This is a genomic window from Bacillus sp. FSL R12-0074 (assembly GCF_038005725.1).
GTDB lineage: Bacteria > Bacillota > Bacilli > Bacillales > Bacillaceae_G > Bacillus_A > Bacillus_A mycoides.
This window is the reverse complement of the sequence record NZ_JBBOTR010000001.1, coordinates 4075024-4093821: the sequence shown is the minus strand read 5'-3', so window position 1 is coordinate 4093821 and position 18798 is coordinate 4075024. Positions and strand designations below refer to the sequence as shown.

The following is an 18798-nucleotide window of genomic DNA, read 5'->3' as shown; positions in this document are numbered from 1 at the left end:
ACAATGAACGAGTATGTATTAGAAATTTACGAAAATACATTGCTGATATATGGTATATAGATATAAAATAAGAAAAGAATAATTTTTTTGGCAAATCTTACTGACGAAACTGTAGTATAATATATTGTATTGTATGAAAAAGAGAGTTATTCTATATAAGTGTTTTATAGATAATGTGTAATCAGTCGTCAAAACATGAAGAATGTTGACTCCTGGTTTTTTATTTTGCTGTAACAATGTTTCAGGAGGATGTCATGAAAAGAAGTACCGAGTTTCTAAAAAGTTTAGATGTAAAATTAATTTTAATTTTGTGTGCATTTTGTGTTATAAGTATAACTGCTATATATAGCAGTCAGCAAACCGGACAGTATGGAGATGCAAACTTTGCTATGAAGCAGGGAGTTAACTACATAATTGGGGTTGTATTGTTACTTCTTGTTGCTAGCATCGACTTAGATCAGTTGCAAAAATTGTCTTGGCCGCTTTATATTGCTGGGTTTGCTTCACTTATTCTTTTGAAAGTATTACCACCATCAGGTTTCACACCTGAAAAGTTAGGGGCAAAAAGGTGGTTCGTTTTTCCAGTACTTGGACAAATTCAGCCATCCGAGTTTTTCAAAATCGCATTGCTTCTTGTAGTAGCAAGTATAGCAGTGAAGCATAATGCACAGTATATGGCAAGGACATTCCAAACGGATTTAAAATTAGTAGGTAAAATTATGCTAGTATCCCTCCCGCCTATGGCCGTTGTATATAGCCAACCGGATACAGGTATGGTGTTCTTATATGCAGCAGCTATCGCATGTATTTTATTTATGTCAGGAATTCAAAAGAAATTAATTGCGTTATGTACAGTCATTCCGGTGACCATATTGTCTACATTAATATTTATATTTGTAAAATATCCAGATTTCTTCTTTAATAAATTAGTTACTTTGTTAAAACCTCACCAACAATCACGTATTATAGGTTGGCTAAATCCATTTGAGAATGCAAATGAAGGCTATCAAACACAGCAATCGATTTTAGCTGTAGGTAGTGGAGGTATGGAAGGGAAAGGATTCGGTGAAGGGAACGTCTATATTCCAGAGAAACACACTGACTTTATTTTCGCTACAATTGCCGAAGAAGGTGGATTTATAGTAGCGGCGTTAGTTGTGTTCTTGTTCCTATTACTACTATACCGAACAATTATTATCGGTTATTCTGCTGATAATTTATTTGGTACATTATTATGTGCTGGATCAATAGGAATACTAACGGTTCAAATATTCCAAAACATCGGTATGATCGTTGGATTAATGCCTGTAAAAGGTATCGCATTACCTTTCTTATCATATGGGGGAAGTTCCTTATTCTCGAATATGATTATGATGGGGCTCATATTGTCCGTACGGAAAACGTATAAAAAATATATGTTTTCAGTTAAGTGAAAAAGCTAGTTCGTGTAAAAACGAACTAGCTTTTTTACATATATGCTCTTAAACGTTGCAAACTAAAACAGAATAGCAGTTTGAGACGGGTAAGGAGTGCAAAGTGATGCATATGCATATTTTTGAAGGGGCACGGCATCTATCTAATAGTGAATGGGTTATTCGAGCTATCATAGCATACATATTTTTAATATTAGTTGCGAAAGCGATGGGGCAAAGGTCCATCGCACAACTTCGTTTTTTAGATGTCGTATTAGTATTATTGCTTGGTGGGAATATTTCTAACGCATTATCTGATGAAAAAGTGGGGTTACTCGGCTCGATGATTACAACGTTCATACTCGTTGTACTTCACATTATAAGCTCAGTCTTAATGTTGAAATGGGATAGATGGAGACGCTTTTTAGAGCCAGCACCTATTATTCTTATACATAATGGTTCCATTGATTTTAGCAATTTGAAAAAAGCGAGAATTACGGTGGAATATTTATTTTCGGAACTTCGTATGCGAAATGTGAGCGATATTCAAACGATTAAATTAGCATTGTGGGAAGCGAATGGTGTTGTTTCTATATTTCAGTATCCAGAATGTGAAGCAGTTTCGCGGCTTGATCTGAAAGTGGCGGGAAGAAGATCTCCAGTTTCTTTTGTATTAGTAAAGGATGGGAGGATTCAGCAAGATGTTCTAGCTTTAGTAGGAAAAACAGAAGAGTGGGCGAGAGAATTTCTAGAGAAGAGTGCAGAAGTCGAATCCATTATGTTAGCTACAGTAGATGAAGCGCATAAAATAAATGTTTTGTTAAAAAAATGAAAAATAGACGCATTTTGTCGTTTCATACATATGATACAATAGTGTGGACAACGAAAAAATGGGAGGTGTTTCCATGGGATATGTAGAGGAATTACGAAAAGTAGTTGGTCATCGCCCTTTAATTTTAGTTGGTGCTGTTGTACTCGTTATAAATGAAAGTGGATATGTATTATTACAGCAAAGAACAGAGCCTTACGGAAAATGGGGGTTGCCTGGCGGGCTAATGGAGCTTGGTGAATCACCAGAAGAAACAGCTTACCGTGAAGTATATGAAGAGACAGGAATAGAAGTAAAGAACCTCCGATTAATCAATGTATTTTCTGGAGCGAACTATTTTTCAAAATTAACAAACGGTGATGAGTTTCAATCCGTAACGACAGCCTATTATACCGATGAATACGAAGGGAATTTTGTTATGAATAAAGAAGAAGCGGTTCAGCTTACATTCTTCCCGGTAACAGAGCTACCTGATTATATTGTAGGATCGCATAAAAAAATGATTGTTGAATATATGAAAATTATGGAAAAGTGACAAAAAGGTGTTAGATCAGGGCTCTAACACCTTTTCTATGCCTAAATACAAGTAAACTTACTTGTATTTCATAAACATTAACTGGTAAGATACAAATAGGTAGAATTAGAGGAGGGAAAAGATTGATTAACTTTAACTTTTTTATGAATGATGTTGTCCGTCAAGCGCGTGAAGAGATTGTCTCTGCGGGATATACAGAATTGACGACACCAGAAGCAGTCGAAGAAGCATTTAAAAGAAATGGTACAACACTTGTAATGGTAAACTCTGTATGTGGTTGTGCAGGTGGCATTGCTCGTCCTGCTGCTGCACATTCCGTACATTATGATAAACGCCCTAACCACCTTGTAACGGTATTTGCGGGTCAAGATAAAGAAGCAACAGCAAGAGCTCGTGAATATTTTGAAGGATATCCACCTTCATCTCCATCATTTGCGTTATTGAAAGATGGAAAAATTGTAACGATGGTAGAACGTCATGAAATTGAAGGTCATGAACCAATGCAAGTAATTGCAAAACTACAATCTTATTTCGAAGATAATTGCGAAGAACTATAAGGAAGAGAAAAAGGCGGTACGTCCACGATCAAGTGGGTGTACCGCCTTTTTTATTTAGTTTTTAAAATAATTAAATATGCAGGAAGTTTTTATTTTATGCATATTTTTATGCATTAACAACAGCTTTAATGCTGTTTTTGTATTTATTTTTATTTTAAATATTGCATAAAAATGAAAGTGCTGATACAATACAAACATCGAATAAATATTCTATTAAACTTTTAAATATACATTATTAGGGGGAAGAAAAATGAAGAAGTTATTATCAATATCATTTGCACTTATTTTAATTGTAAGTATGTTCAGTGCTTGTAGTAATGGGGAAGAAAAGGCGAATGGCGAAAATAAAAAAGTACTCGTTATGGGGACTTCAGCAGACTATAAACCGTATGAATACGTGGAAGCTTCAAAAAGTGATGAAATTATCGGCTTTGATGTTGATATTGCCAAATATATCGGAAAAGAACTTGGGTACGAAGTGAAAGTGAAAGACATGGATTTCGGCGGATTATTAGCATCTCTTAATTCAGGAAAAGTTGATTTCGTTATGGCAGGTATGACGCCAACTGCAGAGCGTAAAAATAATGCTGATTTCACAGATATTTATTTTGTTGCTAAAAATATGATCGTTTCAAAAAACGGCTCTAATATTAAATCGTTAGAAGATTTAAAAGGGAAAAAAGTAGGGGTACAAACAGGGTCAATTCAAGAAGAAAAGGCAAAAGAATTTCAGAAACAAGTCGATTTCAAAGCTGAGGGACGTGACCGTATACCAGAAATCGTACAAGAAATTAAAGCTGGTCGTTTTGACGCTGCAATTATAGAAGACACAGTTGCAAAAAATTATTTAGAAAAAATGAAAGAACTACAAGGAATTGAAATTCAAGAAGCACCAGAAGAAGTAGGTGCAGCAATTGCTCTTCCGAAAAATAGTGATAAAACAGAAGAATTTAATAAAGTAATTAAGAAAATGCAAGAAAATGGAGAAATGGATAAATTAGTGAAGAAATGGTTTGGCAGCGGAAAATAAGCTGCCTTTCACTTTTCTGTGAGGGGAATGAAAAGGATGAATCTAGATTTTTCGGCAATTACGCCTTCAATACCATATATATTAAAGGGATTAGAAGTTACATTGAAAATTGTAGCTACATCAGCTGTGGTAGGATTTATTTTAGGAACGTTATTAGCACTTTGCAAAATTGCTAGAATACGAGTATTAAATATTGCAGCAGATATTTATACGTCAATATTTCGTGGCACACCGCTAGTATTACAATTAATGATTATTTATTTCGGTGTTCCGCAAATGATGGGTTATGAGATACCAGCCTTTTTAGCAGCTGTACTTGCATTTAGCTTAAATTCAGGTGCATATATGTCAGAAGTAATTCGTGCCGGCATTCAAGCAGTCGATAAAGGACAAACAGAAGCAGCAATGGCTTTAGGTATTCCGTACAGTAAAATGATGAGAAATATTATTTTTCCTCAAGCTTTAAAAAATATATTACCAGCACTTGTGAATGAGTTTGCGACACTTACGAAAGAGTCGGCTGTAGTAACCGTAATAGGAGCGACTGATTTAATGCGCCGTGCTTATATTGTAGGTGGTGAAACATTTAAATATCTTGAGCCATTACTTTTTGTTGGACTTATTTATTATATATTAGTAATTATTCTTACATTAGTTGGGAAAGCCATTGAAGGGAGAATGAAGAAAAGTGATTAAAATTGACAACCTTCATAAATCATTTGGGAAAAATGAAGTATTAAAAGGAATTACAACAACGATTGAGAAAGGAGAGGTTGTTGCAATTATTGGACCGTCTGGATCTGGAAAGTCAACGTTTTTACGCTGTATGAATGTATTAGAAGCGCCGACAGATGGTCACATTTGGATTGGAACGGAAGAAGTAACGAATCCGATAACAAATATTATGCACGTTCGTGAAAATGTCGGAATGGTATTTCAACATTTTCACTTATTCCCTCATATGACTGTATTAGAAAATATTACGTATGCTCCTATCAATGTAAAAGAAGTAACGAAGCAAGAAGCTGAAAAAAAAGCTGAGAAACTTCTAGAAAAAGTGGGGTTATTAGATAAGAAAGATGCATATCCAAATCGTCTTTCAGGAGGACAAAAGCAACGTGTAGCAATTGCAAGAGCGTTAGCGATGGAACCGGAAGTTATGTTATTTGATGAACCTACCTCTGCGCTAGATCCAGAAATGGTGAAAGAAGTGTTAGAAGTTATGAAATCATTAGTTACGACAGGAATGACGATGGCAATCGTTACACATGAAATGGGATTTGCAAAAGAAGTAGCAGACCGTGTTCTCTTTTTAGATGGTGGAAAGCTCGTAGAAGATAGTAATCCGGAAGAGTTTTTTACAGCACCAAAAAGTGACCGTGCAAAAGAATTTTTGCAAAAGATATTGTAATATGTGAAGGGTACGTGAATAATAGGTAGAAAAGGATGACATTGCGTCATCCTTTTTTTATACTATTTTTAAATACATTTATACATATAGGAGTAATGATATGTTTAAAATTGGATATAGAACAGTGAAAACAGCGCTTGGAACGGGAGCGGCAGTTTTTATTGCTCAGTTATTAGGATTAGAATTTTATAGTTCAGCTGGTATTTTAGTCATTTTATGTGTGCAAAATACGAAACGAAAATCCGTTCAAGTATCGTTGCACCGTTTTTTAGCTTGTGTATTATCAATGGTATTTGCGTTTTGTATTTTTGAAACGATTGGTTATACACCACTTGCGATTAGCGTATTACTGCTTACCTTTATTCCAACTGCAGTTATGTGCAAAATTCAAGAAGGGATTGTCACGAGTTCGGTTATCGTTATGCATCTGTATTCATTAAAGCAAATTACATGGTCTATAGTTGGTAATGAAATTGCTATATTAACGATTGGAATTAGTGTCGCTTTATTAGTAAACATGTACATGCCAAGCAGTGAGAATAAACTGAAAGAGTATCAAGGAAAAATAGAAGAGCATTTCAGAACGATTTTGTTTGAAATGGTCGTTTATTTACGGAATCGAGATAGTAATTGGAGTGGGGCCGAATTAATTGAAACAGAAATGATGCTGAAAGAAGCGAAAGATTTATCATTTAAAAAACTTGAGAATGAATTTATGCGTGAAGATGACTATTATTATCGGTATTTTGATATGCGTATGCAACAATTTGAAATTTTGGAGCGCATGATACCATTAGCTGCATCACTATCTTGGACGTATGAACAAGCTGATATGATTGCAGACGTAATTGAAAATATAGGGAATTCTATTCGACCTGAAAGTACAGGGGTCATTTCGTTAAGACAACTTCAAGAAATGCGAGAAGTATTTAGAGAAATGCCTTTACCAGTCTCGCGAGAAGAATTTGAAATACGTGCAAAACTTGTTCAACTTGTTTATGAGATGGAGCAATATTTACTCATTAAAAGTCGTTTTAAGGGAAAGGATAATATAAAAGAACTTATTTAGAAGGTAGGAACTATATATGCCGTATCTTCTTTCTTTATTATTATGTCTTTCTCTATCACCGATCTGGCCTCTTGGTGATAACCCACGTGCTGGAGATCCTTTTATAATTGTAAATAAAGCAACGAATAAACTAGCTTATATCGATGATGGGAAGATCCAAAAGGTTTTTCCAGTAGCGACAGGGAAAACAAATGAATTAACCCCAGAAGGAACCTTTGACATTGTATTGAAGGCGAAGGATCCCTATTATATTGCGAAGGATATTCCTGGGGGCTCTCCCAAAAATCCACTTGGATCGAGATGGATGGGATTTAATGCAAGAGGAACGGATGGAAGTAAGTATGGGATACACGGGACAAACCAACCTAGTTCAATTGGAAAATATATTTCGCAAGGATGTATAAGAATGAAGAAACATGATGTGGAATATTTGTTTGATCGTATTCCAATTGGAACGAAAGTATCGATTGTGAAATCGAAAAAAACATTTCAGCAATTGGCGAAGGAAAAAGGGGCCATAGTATTTGGAAAAGTCAACGGAACGGTTGGCTTTTTCTTTTATTATAAGTTGTCTTGACATGTGTACATAACCATGCGTTAATGAGAATATATAAAGATAATTGAGTAAAGGGGTTGCTCATATGTATTTAAATCCAAAAATTTCTTACATGCAGTTTTGTGTTGGTTTTCTATTTGTTATTACATTCATATTGGCAACTTTTAATATATGTTCTTACGTTGTAGCGATTGTATTTATGGCATTACTCAATCTTACTTTTGTTATTGGGGCATTTCAGCAGAAACAATATACAAGTTTTGTAATAGCACTTGTAATGGCCTTTTCCTTTAGCATTGTAGCAATTGTAATATATATAAAATAAAATGTTCATTACAAGATAGACTATCTCGATTTCGAGATGGTCTATTTTGTATGTGTAAGCAGTAAAAAAAGGACGAGTGAATCGTCCTTTTTACCAAAACATACTTGCGCCAGTAAGTAATGTTGTTACAAGCATAGAAATTAGCATTATATAAACCATAATTTTTTGAGCTTTTTTATGCATCGTTAAACCTCCTTGCAAATCAGTACAATTTCATTGTAACGAGAAATGAAATTGTGGACAAGGGGAGAGAAAGGACAAAATTCGGGAAGGGGGTGCAAAATATTACAGGAAATTTGAGCATACGTAGAGAATATGTTAAAAGATAGATTATTAATTTTTTTTATGCAAGCTGAAGAATGGAGATACAATGATGAAAATATACGAGACAGATCGTTTACATTTAAGAGAAATTGATGAGTCGTATGCGGAAAAAGTTCTTCAATATTACGATAGAAATCGTGAATTTTTAAAAGCGTGGGAAGAGTATAGACCGGAGGGGTTTTTCACGTTAGATTATCAAAAGAAAAAGTTACAAAAGGATAGAAAAGAGTTCGCGGAAGGCAAGATTATCAGGCTTTGGATTTTTAAAAAGGGTGATGATACAAAAATTATTGGATGTATTTCATTTAATCTAATTGTTCGCGGAATTTATCAATCTTGTGTACTCGGTTATAAATTAGATAAGGAAGAATTGAATAAAGGTTACACAACAGAAGCGCTTAGAAAAGCAATTCAAGTTACCTTTGAAGAATTTCATTTACATCGTATAGAAGCACCAATTATGCCACGAAATTTAGCATCTATACAAGTAGTGACGAAGATAGGATTTCAATATGAAGGTGTATCTCGAAAAATGCTAATGGTAAATGGCATCTGGGAAGATCATATGCGCTGGGTATTGTTAAACGAGTAATAGAAGGCAGATGGGTATCATGTGTTAACCATCTGTTTTTTGTCTTGTATTTCGAAACTTTTGCGAAATTCTGTTATAATTAATGTTGTTACATACATAATGGTAGTGCAGGAGGCGCAGTCTTATGATTAATCAAGAACGTTTAGTAAATGAATTTATGGAGTTAGTACAAGTAGATTCTGAAACAAAATTTGAAGCAGAAATTTGCAAAGTGTTAACAGAGAAATTTACTGCTTTAGGTGTAGAAGTATTTGAGGATGACACGATGGGTGTGACTGGTCATGGTGCAGGTAACTTAATTTGTACTTTACCAGCAACAAAAGACGGTGTTGATACAATTTATTTCACTTCTCATATGGATACAGTAGTTCCTGGTAATGGAATTAAGCCTTCTATTAAAGATGGATATATCGTATCAGATGGTACTACAATTTTAGGAGCCGATGACAAAGCTGGATTAGCATCTATGTTTGAAGCAATTCGTGTCTTAAAAGAGAAAAACATTCCTCATGGTAAAATTGAATTTATTATTACAGTTGGAGAAGAATCTGGTCTTATTGGCGCAAAAGCGTTAGATCGCGAGCGCATTACAGCAAAATATGGTTATGCATTAGATAGTGATGGAAAAGTTGGTGAAATTGTAGTTGCAGCGCCAACACAAGCGAAAGTGAATGCGATTATTCGCGGGAAAACAGCTCATGCTGGCGTAGCACCAGAAAAAGGTGTATCTGCAATTACTATCGCAGCAAAAGCAATCGCAAAGATGCCACTTGGTCGTATCGATTCTGAAACAACTGCAAATATTGGACGTTTTGAAGGTGGTACACAAACAAATATCGTTTGCGATCATGTTCAAATCTTTGCAGAAGCTCGTTCTTTAATAAATGAGAAAATGGAAGCACAAGTTGCAAAAATGAAAGAAGCATTTGAAACAACTGCAAAAGAAATGGGTGGTCATGCAGACGTTGAAGTAAACGTTATGTATCCAGGATTTAAGTTTGCTGCTGGCGATCACGTTGTAGAAGTTGCGAAACGTGCAGCTGAAAACATTGGTCGTACGCCTTCTCTTCACCAAAGTGGTGGCGGAAGTGATGCGAACGTAATCGCAGGACATGGTATCCCAACAGTTAACTTAGCAGTTGGTTATGAAGAAATTCATACAACAAATGAAAAAATTCCTGTTGAAGAATTAGCGAAAACAGCAGAATTAGTTGTAGCTATTATCGAAGAAGTAGCGAAGTAAGTAATAAAGTCAAAAAGACGTGTGAACCAATTATGGTTTACACGTCTTTTTTTATTTTGATTCAATTGCTTTCACAAGGCGGATAAGCCAATATAAGAAGACCCACGGAAGTACATAAGTTGTTGCAAAACGTATGAAATGAGAGAAGATTCCTAAAGCGTAAATGTTAATGTTAAAAAGGGGAAGTAACAAATAATTAATCGCAAGGATTACTATAATAATAATAAATACATAATTGAGTTTATTATGTTGTTTCATAACGATTCACCTCCTTTACAATAATATCCATTTGTTACGTACAGTATAGCAAAAAATAGATAGAGAAAAGCCAATAATTATTATAACGTGTAAAGAAATTTGATATAATGAAGGAACAAATGTTCTTTAAGGGGTGAGTAGTATGCGAGAAATGTATCCGAAAAATGGACGTGTTATTTTACATGTAGATATGAATTGTTTTTTCGCATCTGTCGAAATTGCTCATGACCCATCATTACAAGGAAAGCCATTAGCGATTGCGGGGAATGAAAAAGAGAGAAAAGGGATTATCATAACATGTAGTTATGAGGCGAGAGAATATGGAATACGTACGACGATGCCTCTATGGGAAGCGAAGCGATTATGCCCGCAATTAGTTGTGAGGCACCCTAATTTTACATTATATCGAGAAGCTTCATTTCAAATGTTTCAAATTCTTTCCCGTTTTACAGAAAAAATACAACCGTTTTCTATAGATGAAGGGTATTTAGATATTACAGATTGCTATGCGCTCGGTTCGCCTCTTGAAATAGCGAAGATGATTCAACAAGCGTTACTAACAGAGTTACAGCTTCCATGTAGCATTGGGATTGCCCCAAACCTTTTCCTAGCAAAGACTGCTTCAGATATGAAAAAACCTCTTGGAATTACAGTACTTCGAAAACGTGATATCCCAGAAATTATTTGGCCACGATCAGTTGCAGAGATGCATGGAATCGGAGAGAAAACAGCTGAAAAACTAAAAGACATTCATATACATACAATTGAACAGTTAGCAAAAGGAGACGAGCATATCATTCGCGCTAAAATTGGAAAGCACGGTGTTGATTTACAAAAACGTGCAAAAGGTATGGATGACAGGGAAGTTGATCCGAATCAAATGGGACAACATAAAAGCGTTGGAAATTCGATGACTTTCTCAAAGGATATGGACGAAGAAAAAGAATTACTTGATATGTTAGAAAGATTATCGAAATCAGTAAGCAAAAGACTACAAAAACGAACTCTCGTTAGTTATAACATTCAAATTATGATTAAATACCATGATCGTCGCACGGTAACACGGAGTAAACAATTGAAAAATGCAATATGGGAAGAACGGGTTATTTTCCAAGCAGCATCACGTTTATGGAAGCAACACTGGGATGGTGATTCTGTTCGTCTGTTAGGTGTTACAGCTACTGAATTAGAGTGGAAGACAGAATCAGTGAAACAGTTAGATTTGTTTTCATTCGAAGAAGATGCGAAAGAAGAGCCGTTACTTGCTGTTATTGATCAAATTAATGAAAAGTATGGAACACCTCTTTTACAGAGAGGTAGTCAATTATTGCGTCAGCAAGAAAAGTCGTTTCAGCAAAAATTAGAAAATAAGTTTATGTAGAAGGTTTTAGAGATTTAAACCCTTCTTTTTTAGATGGAAGAGAGGATCCAGCCATTCGATGTCTCCATTGTCTTTCCATTCCGATGCAAGCTCCTACAATAATTGCTATAAATAACCTTAATACGATGTCATACCATATCATCATGGTTACCTCCATACATATAAGTACATGTTATATTTTTTGAGAATGAGTGAGAAATACCCACTCATTCTCATTTTTACAACCAGCTGTGGAATTTTTTAATATAAAGCTTTTTCAGGAATTGTGTTAAGAAAGCATAACCTAATAATATTCCTATGAGCCACGGGAAGTAGCTTAGTGGTAATGCTTGTAAACCAATTGCTGCACCAAGTGGTGAGAATGGAATGTAAATTCCGATTGCCATAATACAAGCGGTTAATATAAGAACTGGTATTGATGCTGTACTTTGAATGAACGGAATTTTCTGTGTTCTAATCATATGGACAATTAATGTTTGAGTTAGCAACCCAACGACAAACCAACCAGATTGGAATAGCGATTGTTCTCCAGGTGTATTTGCACCGAACACATTCCACATGACAACGAATGTGATAATATCGAATATAGAGCTAATTGGACCGATGCAAATAATGAAGTTACGCAAGTTTGCAGTATCCCATTTTCTAGGCTTCTCTAGAAATTCCTTATCCATTTTATCCCATGGGATTGAAAGCTGTGAAATATCATAAAGTAAGTTTTGAATTAAGAGATGAATTGCAAGCATCGGTAAAAATGGAATGAAAGCACTTGCCACTAATACACTAAATACATTTCCAAAGTTAGAGCTAGCTGTCATTTTTATATATTTTAAAATATTGCCGAAAGTAGTGCGTCCTTCTAAAATACCTGCTTCTAATATAGTTAAACTTTTTTCAAGTAAAATAATATCGGAAGATTCTTTTGCAATGTCAGTAGCAGTATCAACAGATATTCCAACATCAGCATCACGTAGTGCAACGGCATCGTTAATACCATCCCCCATATAACCTACAGTATGACCATTACCTTGCAATACGCGAATGATGCGGGACTTTTGCATTGGATTTAGTTTTGCGAACACTGTTGTTTCTTCTGCCAGTGTTGCTAATGTTTTATCTGGTAAAGAATCAATTTCGTAACCGAGGACAGGCTCACCTATATTTAATCCCACTTCTTTACAAACTTTTTTTGTAACAATTTCGTTATCGCCTGTTAAGATTTTCACTTGTACGCCATGTTTTTGCAATGCTTGAATTGCAGAAGCAGCAGATGGTTTAGGTGGATCTAAAAAGCCGATATATCCAGTAAGGATCATAGCGGATTCATCTTGTACTGCATAAGCTTTATGATAAGGTTTGTTATCGTTCTTGTATGCTACAGCGATGACACGCATTCCTTCACTATTTAAAGTTTCGCTAAGATGTTTTACATTTACTCTCATTTCTTCAGTGAGAGGGACAATTTGTCCATCAACTTCAGTGTAGTTACAAATTGATAAAATTTCTTCTACGGCACCTTTACAAACCATTGTATGTTCACCTAAAATATTTTTCACGATGACAGACATGCGACGCCGAGCAAAATCGAATGGAATTTCATCTAGCTTTTGAAAAGCTGATGGATCAAATTTATGGTTCTCCTCTGTATGTTCAATAACAGCTTTATCTATTAAATTTTTCAATCCAGTTTGATAGAAGCTATTTAAATAGGCAAAGTGTAATACACGATCGCATTCATTTCCGTTAGGATCTAAATGACGAACTAGGACAACTTTATCTTCTGTTAAAGTTCCAGTTTTATCTGTGCAAAGAATGTTCATAGCACCTAAGTTTTGAATTGAGTTGAGCTGTTTTACAATTACTTTTTGTTTAGACATGTTCACGGCGCCTTTAGCTAAATTAGCAGTTACAATCATTGGCAGCATTTCAGGTGTAAGGCCAACTGCAACAGCAATAGCAAAGAAAAAAGCTTCTTGCCAATCTCCTTTTGTGAATCCATTAATGAGAAGGACAATGGGTGCCATAATAAGCATGAATGTGATTAAGAGCCAACTTACTTTGTTTACGCCTTTATCAAAGTTTGTTTCTGCACGTTTTCCGATAACCTTTTTTGCTAAAGAGCCGAAATACGTATCCGTACTAGTTGAAACAACAACAGCTTTTGCGCTACCGCTAACAATATTTGTACCCATAAAGCAAAGGTTTTCCATATCGAGCGGATTGTAATTTTTTTTCATGTTTTTCGGTAATATATGTTTATTTTCCGTATGGTAGCAGTTTTCGTATTTTTCTACAGGAAGTGCTTCCCCGGTTAAAGAAGACTGATTAACAAATAAATCTTTTGCGGATAAAATACGCACATCAGCTGGCACGATATCACCAGCTGAAAGTGAAATAATATCGCCAGGTACAAGTTCTTCAATTGGAATTTCTGTTGTGTAATTTCGATTTAAATTTGTTACGTTTTTTGTTTCGTGTACAAATCCATCTATTCTAAAGACACTCGCAGTTGTTCGAACCATAGCCTTTAACTTATCCGCCGCTTTCTGAGAGCGGAATTCTTGTAAAAAGCGAATCTTTGTACTTAGCAGTACCATTACAGATACGACAATTGTTCCTTGTATATCATCTGTGAAAAAAGAGAGTGCTCCAAGAGCTAACAAAACAAAAATAAATGGATTTTTAAATGCCAGCAGAAATTGAATGTACCACGGCAATGTTTTATTATGAGCGATTTCGTTCGGACCATATAAAGAAAGTCTACGAGACGCTTCTTGTTTAGAGAGTCCATCTTGTGTTGTTTCTAAGAGTTTTAACGCAGAGTTTACATCCTGTGTTGCAACTTCCACTAATAATTCGTTATTTGCTTTCATGCTATCTTGATCGTAAGCATGCTTCGTTTCTTGTTTTTGTAAATTTAACATTGGTAGTTCCTCCTTTTCATGAAGGAGGAAACAATCTGTTACTCGACTATTTAAAATTGGGAGGAACAGCTTCTTTCCTACCTACATGATGAAATATAAATGTAAAACATATGGGTATCTGGGCCGAATCATCACTTGCCACTGTTCCTCACCTCCGTACAATTAGTAGTTTCTGGTGCATAAAGATATAAAAAAGACCTTTACTCAAAACGAGTAAAGGTCTGAATTCGTAGTCAAAAAGAGTCAACAACAAAGACTGTTAGTAAACATAGATAAAAACAGTTTTTGTGTATGACAAAATATACGCACCTCTCCCTCGTTGAGTTTTAGCACTGTATAGCATAGGTACTGAAACCAGCTACGTTAAAAAAGGCCTTCATTCCGACCTTTCCTGTTGACCCATTGGCGTCTCTCGACATTTTTGGGCAGCAGCGTTTCTCTATACAGGAGCCTCACCTAACAGAGACCATATTCAATTACACGTTGAATATTAGCACTGTAAAATCGTAGTGTCAATATCTTTTTAATCTATTTTTCCGAAAAATCAAATAGATTTATGATGGCTATATAGTAGGAAATAAGCGGAGTTTTTTGAAATAAGGCGGGAAAATAAATACTTTAATGAACATAAATAAAAAGCACTGATTACAGTACTTTTTATTATAGATTATGAGATTGTAGGATTTTCAAAAATAACAATTTCTGAGTTACTTGTTGTTGAAACGCGTTGTGCGTAATATGTTAAAGCTGAAGAAATATATGTTGGTAACGAATCATTTGTATGTGATGTTGTATATTCATGGATTAATTCTTTTAAAGTCGTCCATTCTAATTGTGCTGGGTGATCAGAAACGAAAGAACTTACCCAGCGATCAAATGAAGATGAAAAATCAGTTTGTAAACGAAATACTTCTTTCATAATAAAACGCTCCCTTAAAATGTAGTACAATCATTTTACCACAAAATACGAACGATAGCTAAAATTTTTAAGTATAATGTTCGTGTTATATAGTTGTCTAGATGATTGGTTATGCAAATTCAATTTGCCATTTGAAATAACATTCCGTAAGATGAAAGATAGATTATATAAAGAGCTGGAGGAAAGAAAGTGGAATTTGTATTTTTAGGAACTGGTGCAGGTGTTCCTTCAAAAGGAAGGAATGTTTCAGCAATTGCTTTGCAGTTGTTAGAAGAACGAGGACAGACTTGGTTATTTGACTGTGGCGAGGCGACGCAACATCAAATACTACATACGTCTGTACGTCCACGCCGCATTGAAAAAATATTTATTACGCATTTACATGGCGATCATATTTTTGGATTGCCGGGTTTATTGGGTAGCCGTTCGTTTCAAGGTGGAACAACAAAATTAACAGTGTACGGACCAAAAGGAATTAAACAATTTATTGAAGTGGCATTATTAGTAAGTACGACACATGTTAAATATCCACTTGAAATCGTTGAGATTACGGAAGAAGGTATTGTGTTTGAGGATAATGAATTTTGTGTAGAAACAAAAAGGTTATCACATGGAATTGAATGCTTCGGATATCGAATTGTAGAGAAAGATATACAGGGAGCTCTTTTAGTGGATAAGTTACTGGGAATGGGTGTGAAACCTGGTCCCGTTTTTAAACGCTTAAAAGATGGTGAAGTAGTTGAATTAGAGAATGGCACAGTGTTAGATGGAAAAGATTTTATTGGCCCGCCTCAAAAAGGAAGAGTTATTACAATTTTAGGCGATACACGATATTGCGAAGCGAGCAGAGAGCTTGCGCAAGATGCTGACGTACTTGTTCATGAAGCGACTTTTGCGGCAGAAGATGAACAACAAGCGTATGATTATTTTCATTCCACATCTAAGCAAGCTGCGAGTATTGCACTTCAGGCAAATGCAAAACGCTTAATATTGACTCATATTAGTTCTCGTTATCAAGGAGATACATATAAGGAATTATTGAAAGAGGCAAGAGAGCTATTTTCTAATACAGAAATAGCTACGGATTTAAAATCATTTCCAGTAGAAAGATAATAATGTTGTGAAAACATGGTGACGATAGGTTGCCATTTTTTTTATTTCTAAAAAAAATTAAAAATAAAACTGTTATCATTTTATTTTTATATAGGATGACACAGAAAGTTTTAATGATGTGAAGATATAGGATAAAAATACATAATACCGATTATTTAGAAAAACTGTTATATAAGTCAGACGACATACGAGTGGTACAAGTAGCGGAAATGGATTTTTATTCAGAACTTTTAAAATTTATTAAAAGTAAGCGTTTTATTAAAAACAAGCTATAATGAGGGCAGATTATAATTTATTGTAGGCTACACGCGTTTTAGCCATTTTTCATAACAAGTGAAGTTGACTAAATCGTGAGAGAGCAACATGGAAATTATAATAGGAAGGATATTACTATTATTTGTACTAAGTCTTTTTTCACTTTTTAGCTTTAAAACATCAAAAGGTATGAAAGCAATGGGAGTTTCACTTGTTTATGCTATGCTTGTAAGGGGTTCTGTGTTAAACTTTGGATTGCTACCAGACTTTATTGTGGACTATCTTATATTATTTTTAAATGCAGGTAATGCTAAGTTTCTTATTTATTATTATAACTGGTATTATTTCAGGATATATTGCTTCACTGTTATTCAAAAACTATCCAATTCTTACAGCGGAACAAATTCGTGGTACGACTGGAACAGCAACCGATTCGGTAGCTTAATAGAATAGTAAATAATTTTTTCATAGAGGTTTAGGGGGAGTTATGATGAAGTATCGCTCAGTGTTTGATATTATTGGTCCGGTTATGATTGGTCCATCAAGTTCACATACAGCAGGCGCGGCAAGAATGGGGCAAGTTGCTCGTCAGCTGTTTCGTCATGAACCAGAGAGAGTTAGCATTTCATTATATGGTTCATTTGCAAAAACATACCGTGGTCACGGTACGGATGTAGCGCTAATCGGTGGAATACTAGGATTTGAAACAGATGATTTACGTATTCCAAGTGCGTTAGATATTGCAAAAGAACGCGGGATTGAAGTGGAATTCATTGAAGAAGATGCAAATGCTCCGCATCCAAATACAGCGAAAATTCGTCTGTATAAAGGTGAAGAGGAAATTGAAGTTGTTGCTTGCTCAATTGGTGGCGGTAAAATTGAAGTTGTAGAATTAAACGGATTCGATCTTCAATTAACAGGCACGAGTCCAGCACTACTTATTGTAAATAACGATCGCTTTGGTGCTATCGCAGCTGTAGCTTCAATCCTTGCTAAGCATGAGATTAACATAAGTACAATGAGTGTTTCTCGTAAAGAAAAAGGAAGAAGAGCGCTTATGGTCATTGAAACAGATGAATTATTAGCAGATGAAGTAATTGCGGAAATAAATGGGCAACAAAATATTTGTCAAGTAACTATTATGGATTAATTGCAGGGGGGACACACCATGTTTCGGAACGCAGCGGAACTAGTGGCGCAAGCTAAAGAGCAAAATGTAAAAATCGCAGAAATTATGATTCAATGTGAAATGCAAACAAGAAATATCTCACGTGAAGAAGTAATTGCTGGAATGGAAAAGAACTTAGTCGTGATGGAACAAGCAGTAGAACGCGGTATTCGTGGTGTAAAATCACCGACTGGTTTAACTGGCGGGGATGCTGTGAAAGTCCAAGCGTATATGCAGAGTGGGAAAGGTTTATCTGGAGATACGATTTTGGACGCAGTGAGTAAAGCTGTTGCGACAAATGAAGTAAATGCGGCGATGGGAATTATTTGTGCAACACCAACAGCAGGATCTGCTGGAACAGTGCCAGGTGTACTGTTTGCACTGCAAGAAAAATTACAGCCGACACGCGAAGAAATGATTGAATTTTTATTTACAGCAGGAGCTTTCGGTATGGTTGTTGCGAATAATGCTTGTATTTCTGGCGCGGCAGGAGGTTGCCAAGCTGAAGTAGGTTCAGCAAGTGGAATGGCAGCTGCAGCAGCAGTTGAGATGGCTGGTGGAACACAAGATCAAGCAGCTACAGCGATGGCGATTTCATTAAAGAATATGCTTGGTTTAGTATGTGATCCTGTTGCAGGGCTTGTAGAAGTACCTTGTGTAAAACGTAATGCAGCAGGAGCTGCGAATGCCATGATTTCAGCTGATTTATCATTAGCTGGTGTAACTAGTACAATTCCATGTGATGAAGTCATTGAGGCGATGTTTAGAATTGGACAAACGATGCCAGTAGCACTTCGTGAAACAGCAGAAGGTGGCCTTGCAGCAACACCGACAGGTCGTCGTTTGCAAGAAGAGATTTTTGGTAAGAGTAATAACTAAAAGCATATCATATGATTA

General features: G+C 35.6%; 22 protein-coding genes and 1 riboswitch. Of the genes, 17 read left to right on the top strand and 5 right to left on the bottom strand.

Annotated elements, in window-relative coordinates; translation table 11 throughout:
• Positions 1-254: 254 nt before the first annotated feature.
• The 10 genes from NSS97_RS21200 (at position 255) to NSS97_RS21155 (ending at position 7724) form a co-directional block, all read left to right on the top strand.
• Entirely contained in the window at positions 255-1433 is a 1179-nt protein-coding gene (locus tag NSS97_RS21200; RefSeq protein WP_000831174.1) for an FtsW/RodA/SpoVE family cell cycle protein, read from the top strand.
• A 106-nt stretch (positions 1434-1539) separates the two neighbouring features.
• A complete protein-coding gene (locus NSS97_RS21195) occupies positions 1540-2244 on the top strand; it encodes a YetF domain-containing protein (RefSeq protein ID WP_107886368.1) in 705 nt (234 codons plus the stop codon).
• Positions 2245-2317: 73 nt separating this feature from the next.
• Positions 2318-2776, top strand: coding sequence for an NUDIX hydrolase (locus NSS97_RS21190; protein WP_107886369.1), 459 nt, complete (start codon positions 2318-2320; stop codon positions 2774-2776).
• 143 nt (positions 2777-2919) lie between these two features.
• Entirely contained in the window at positions 2920-3333 is a 414-nt protein-coding gene (locus NSS97_RS21185; RefSeq protein ID WP_002015097.1) for a BrxA/BrxB family bacilliredoxin, read from the top strand.
• Between the two features lie 250 nt (positions 3334-3583).
• The gene (locus NSS97_RS21180) at positions 3584-4363 is read left to right on the top strand and encodes a transporter substrate-binding domain-containing protein (protein WP_044442658.1); all 780 of its coding nucleotides are present in this window, start codon (positions 3584-3586) and stop codon (positions 4361-4363) included.
• 36 nt (positions 4364-4399) lie between these two features.
• On the top strand, positions 4400-5059 hold the full coding sequence (locus NSS97_RS21175; RefSeq protein WP_016100640.1) for an amino acid ABC transporter permease: 660 nt from the start codon (positions 4400-4402) through the stop codon (positions 5057-5059).
• Positions 5052-5774: an amino acid ABC transporter ATP-binding protein gene (locus tag NSS97_RS21170; RefSeq protein WP_341113977.1), complete on the top strand. Its 723-nt coding sequence runs from the start codon at positions 5052-5054 to the stop codon at positions 5772-5774. The genes NSS97_RS21175 and NSS97_RS21170 overlap by 8 nt, the downstream gene beginning before the upstream one ends.
• Positions 5775-5874: 100 nt before the next feature.
• Positions 5875-6843, top strand: a complete 969-nt coding sequence (locus NSS97_RS21165; RefSeq protein ID WP_002033971.1) for an aromatic acid exporter family protein — start codon at positions 5875-5877, stop codon at positions 6841-6843.
• 16 nt (positions 6844-6859) lie between these two features.
• Positions 6860-7420, top strand: coding sequence for a L,D-transpeptidase family protein (locus NSS97_RS21160; RefSeq protein WP_107886370.1), 561 nt, complete (start codon positions 6860-6862; stop codon positions 7418-7420).
• A 64-nt stretch (positions 7421-7484) separates the two neighbouring features.
• Positions 7485-7724, top strand: a complete 240-nt coding sequence (locus tag NSS97_RS21155; protein ID WP_002088543.1) for a DUF3894 domain-containing protein — start codon at positions 7485-7487, stop codon at positions 7722-7724.
• Positions 7725-7814: 90 nt separating this feature from the next.
• Here NSS97_RS21155 and prli42 read toward each other — a convergent pair whose 3' ends face one another.
• Positions 7815-7907: a stressosome-associated protein Prli42 gene (gene prli42 / locus NSS97_RS21150; protein ID WP_000549036.1), complete on the bottom strand. Its 93-nt coding sequence runs from the start codon at positions 7905-7907 to the stop codon at positions 7815-7817.
• 187 nt (positions 7908-8094) lie between these two features.
• Between prli42 and NSS97_RS21145 the strand changes: the two genes are divergently transcribed.
• Complete coding sequence (locus NSS97_RS21145; RefSeq protein WP_044442662.1) at positions 8095-8640, top strand: GNAT family N-acetyltransferase; 546 nt, start codon at positions 8095-8097, stop codon at positions 8638-8640.
• Positions 8641-8764: 124 nt separating this feature from the next.
• Positions 8765-9883 carry a tripeptidase T gene (locus NSS97_RS21140; protein ID WP_002015107.1) on the top strand — a complete coding sequence of 373 codons (1119 nt, stop codon included), beginning with the start codon at positions 8765-8767 and terminating at the stop codon, positions 9881-9883.
• Between the two features lie 51 nt (positions 9884-9934).
• Here NSS97_RS21140 and NSS97_RS21135 read toward each other — a convergent pair whose 3' ends face one another.
• Positions 9935-10141: a hypothetical protein gene (locus NSS97_RS21135; RefSeq protein WP_002129020.1), complete on the bottom strand. Its 207-nt coding sequence runs from the start codon at positions 10139-10141 to the stop codon at positions 9935-9937.
• Positions 10142-10283: 142 nt separating this feature from the next.
• On the opposite strand from NSS97_RS21135, the gene NSS97_RS21130 reads away from it, so the two are divergent.
• A complete protein-coding gene (locus tag NSS97_RS21130) occupies positions 10284-11522 on the top strand; it encodes a DNA polymerase IV (protein WP_044442669.1) in 1239 nt (412 codons plus the stop codon).
• On the opposite strand, the gene NSS97_RS21125 is transcribed toward NSS97_RS21130, so the two are convergent.
• From NSS97_RS21125 to NSS97_RS21115, 3 genes are all read right to left on the bottom strand, one after another.
• Positions 11515-11664 (bottom strand): hypothetical protein, encoded by a 150-nt coding sequence (locus NSS97_RS21125; protein ID WP_162014387.1) that lies wholly within the window; start codon positions 11662-11664, stop codon positions 11515-11517. The two genes, NSS97_RS21130 and NSS97_RS21125, sit on opposite strands and share 8 nt — an antisense overlap.
• A 76-nt stretch (positions 11665-11740) precedes the next feature.
• A complete protein-coding gene (gene mgtA, locus NSS97_RS21120; protein WP_341113972.1) occupies positions 11741-14446 on the bottom strand; it encodes a magnesium-translocating P-type ATPase in 2706 nt (901 codons plus the stop codon).
• A 303-nt stretch (positions 14447-14749) separates the two neighbouring features.
• Positions 14750-14917, bottom strand: a riboswitch (M-box (ykoK) riboswitch).
• A 196-nt stretch (positions 14918-15113) separates the two neighbouring features.
• Positions 15114-15365, bottom strand: coding sequence for a DUF3932 family protein (locus NSS97_RS21115; protein ID WP_107886372.1), 252 nt, complete (start codon positions 15363-15365; stop codon positions 15114-15116).
• A 189-nt stretch (positions 15366-15554) separates the two neighbouring features.
• Here NSS97_RS21115 and rnz point away from each other — a divergent pair, with 189 nt between their 5' ends.
• From rnz to sdaAA, 4 genes are all read left to right on the top strand, one after another.
• Positions 15555-16478 carry a ribonuclease Z gene (gene rnz, locus NSS97_RS21110; RefSeq protein ID WP_002014952.1) on the top strand — a complete coding sequence of 308 codons (924 nt, stop codon included), beginning with the start codon at positions 15555-15557 and terminating at the stop codon, positions 16476-16478.
• Positions 16479-16841: 363 nt separating this feature from the next.
• Positions 16842-17186, top strand: a complete 345-nt coding sequence (locus NSS97_RS21105) for a hypothetical protein (RefSeq protein WP_002145854.1) — start codon at positions 16842-16844, stop codon at positions 17184-17186.
• A gap of 37 nt (positions 17187-17223) precedes the next feature.
• Positions 17224-17883, top strand: a complete 660-nt coding sequence (sdaAB, locus tag NSS97_RS21100; RefSeq protein WP_002088527.1) for an L-serine ammonia-lyase, iron-sulfur-dependent subunit beta — start codon at positions 17224-17226, stop codon at positions 17881-17883.
• Between the two features lie 18 nt (positions 17884-17901).
• Positions 17902-18780: an L-serine ammonia-lyase, iron-sulfur-dependent, subunit alpha gene (sdaAA, locus tag NSS97_RS21095; RefSeq protein WP_002033842.1), complete on the top strand. Its 879-nt coding sequence runs from the start codon at positions 17902-17904 to the stop codon at positions 18778-18780.
• Positions 18781-18798: the final 18 nt, after the last annotated feature.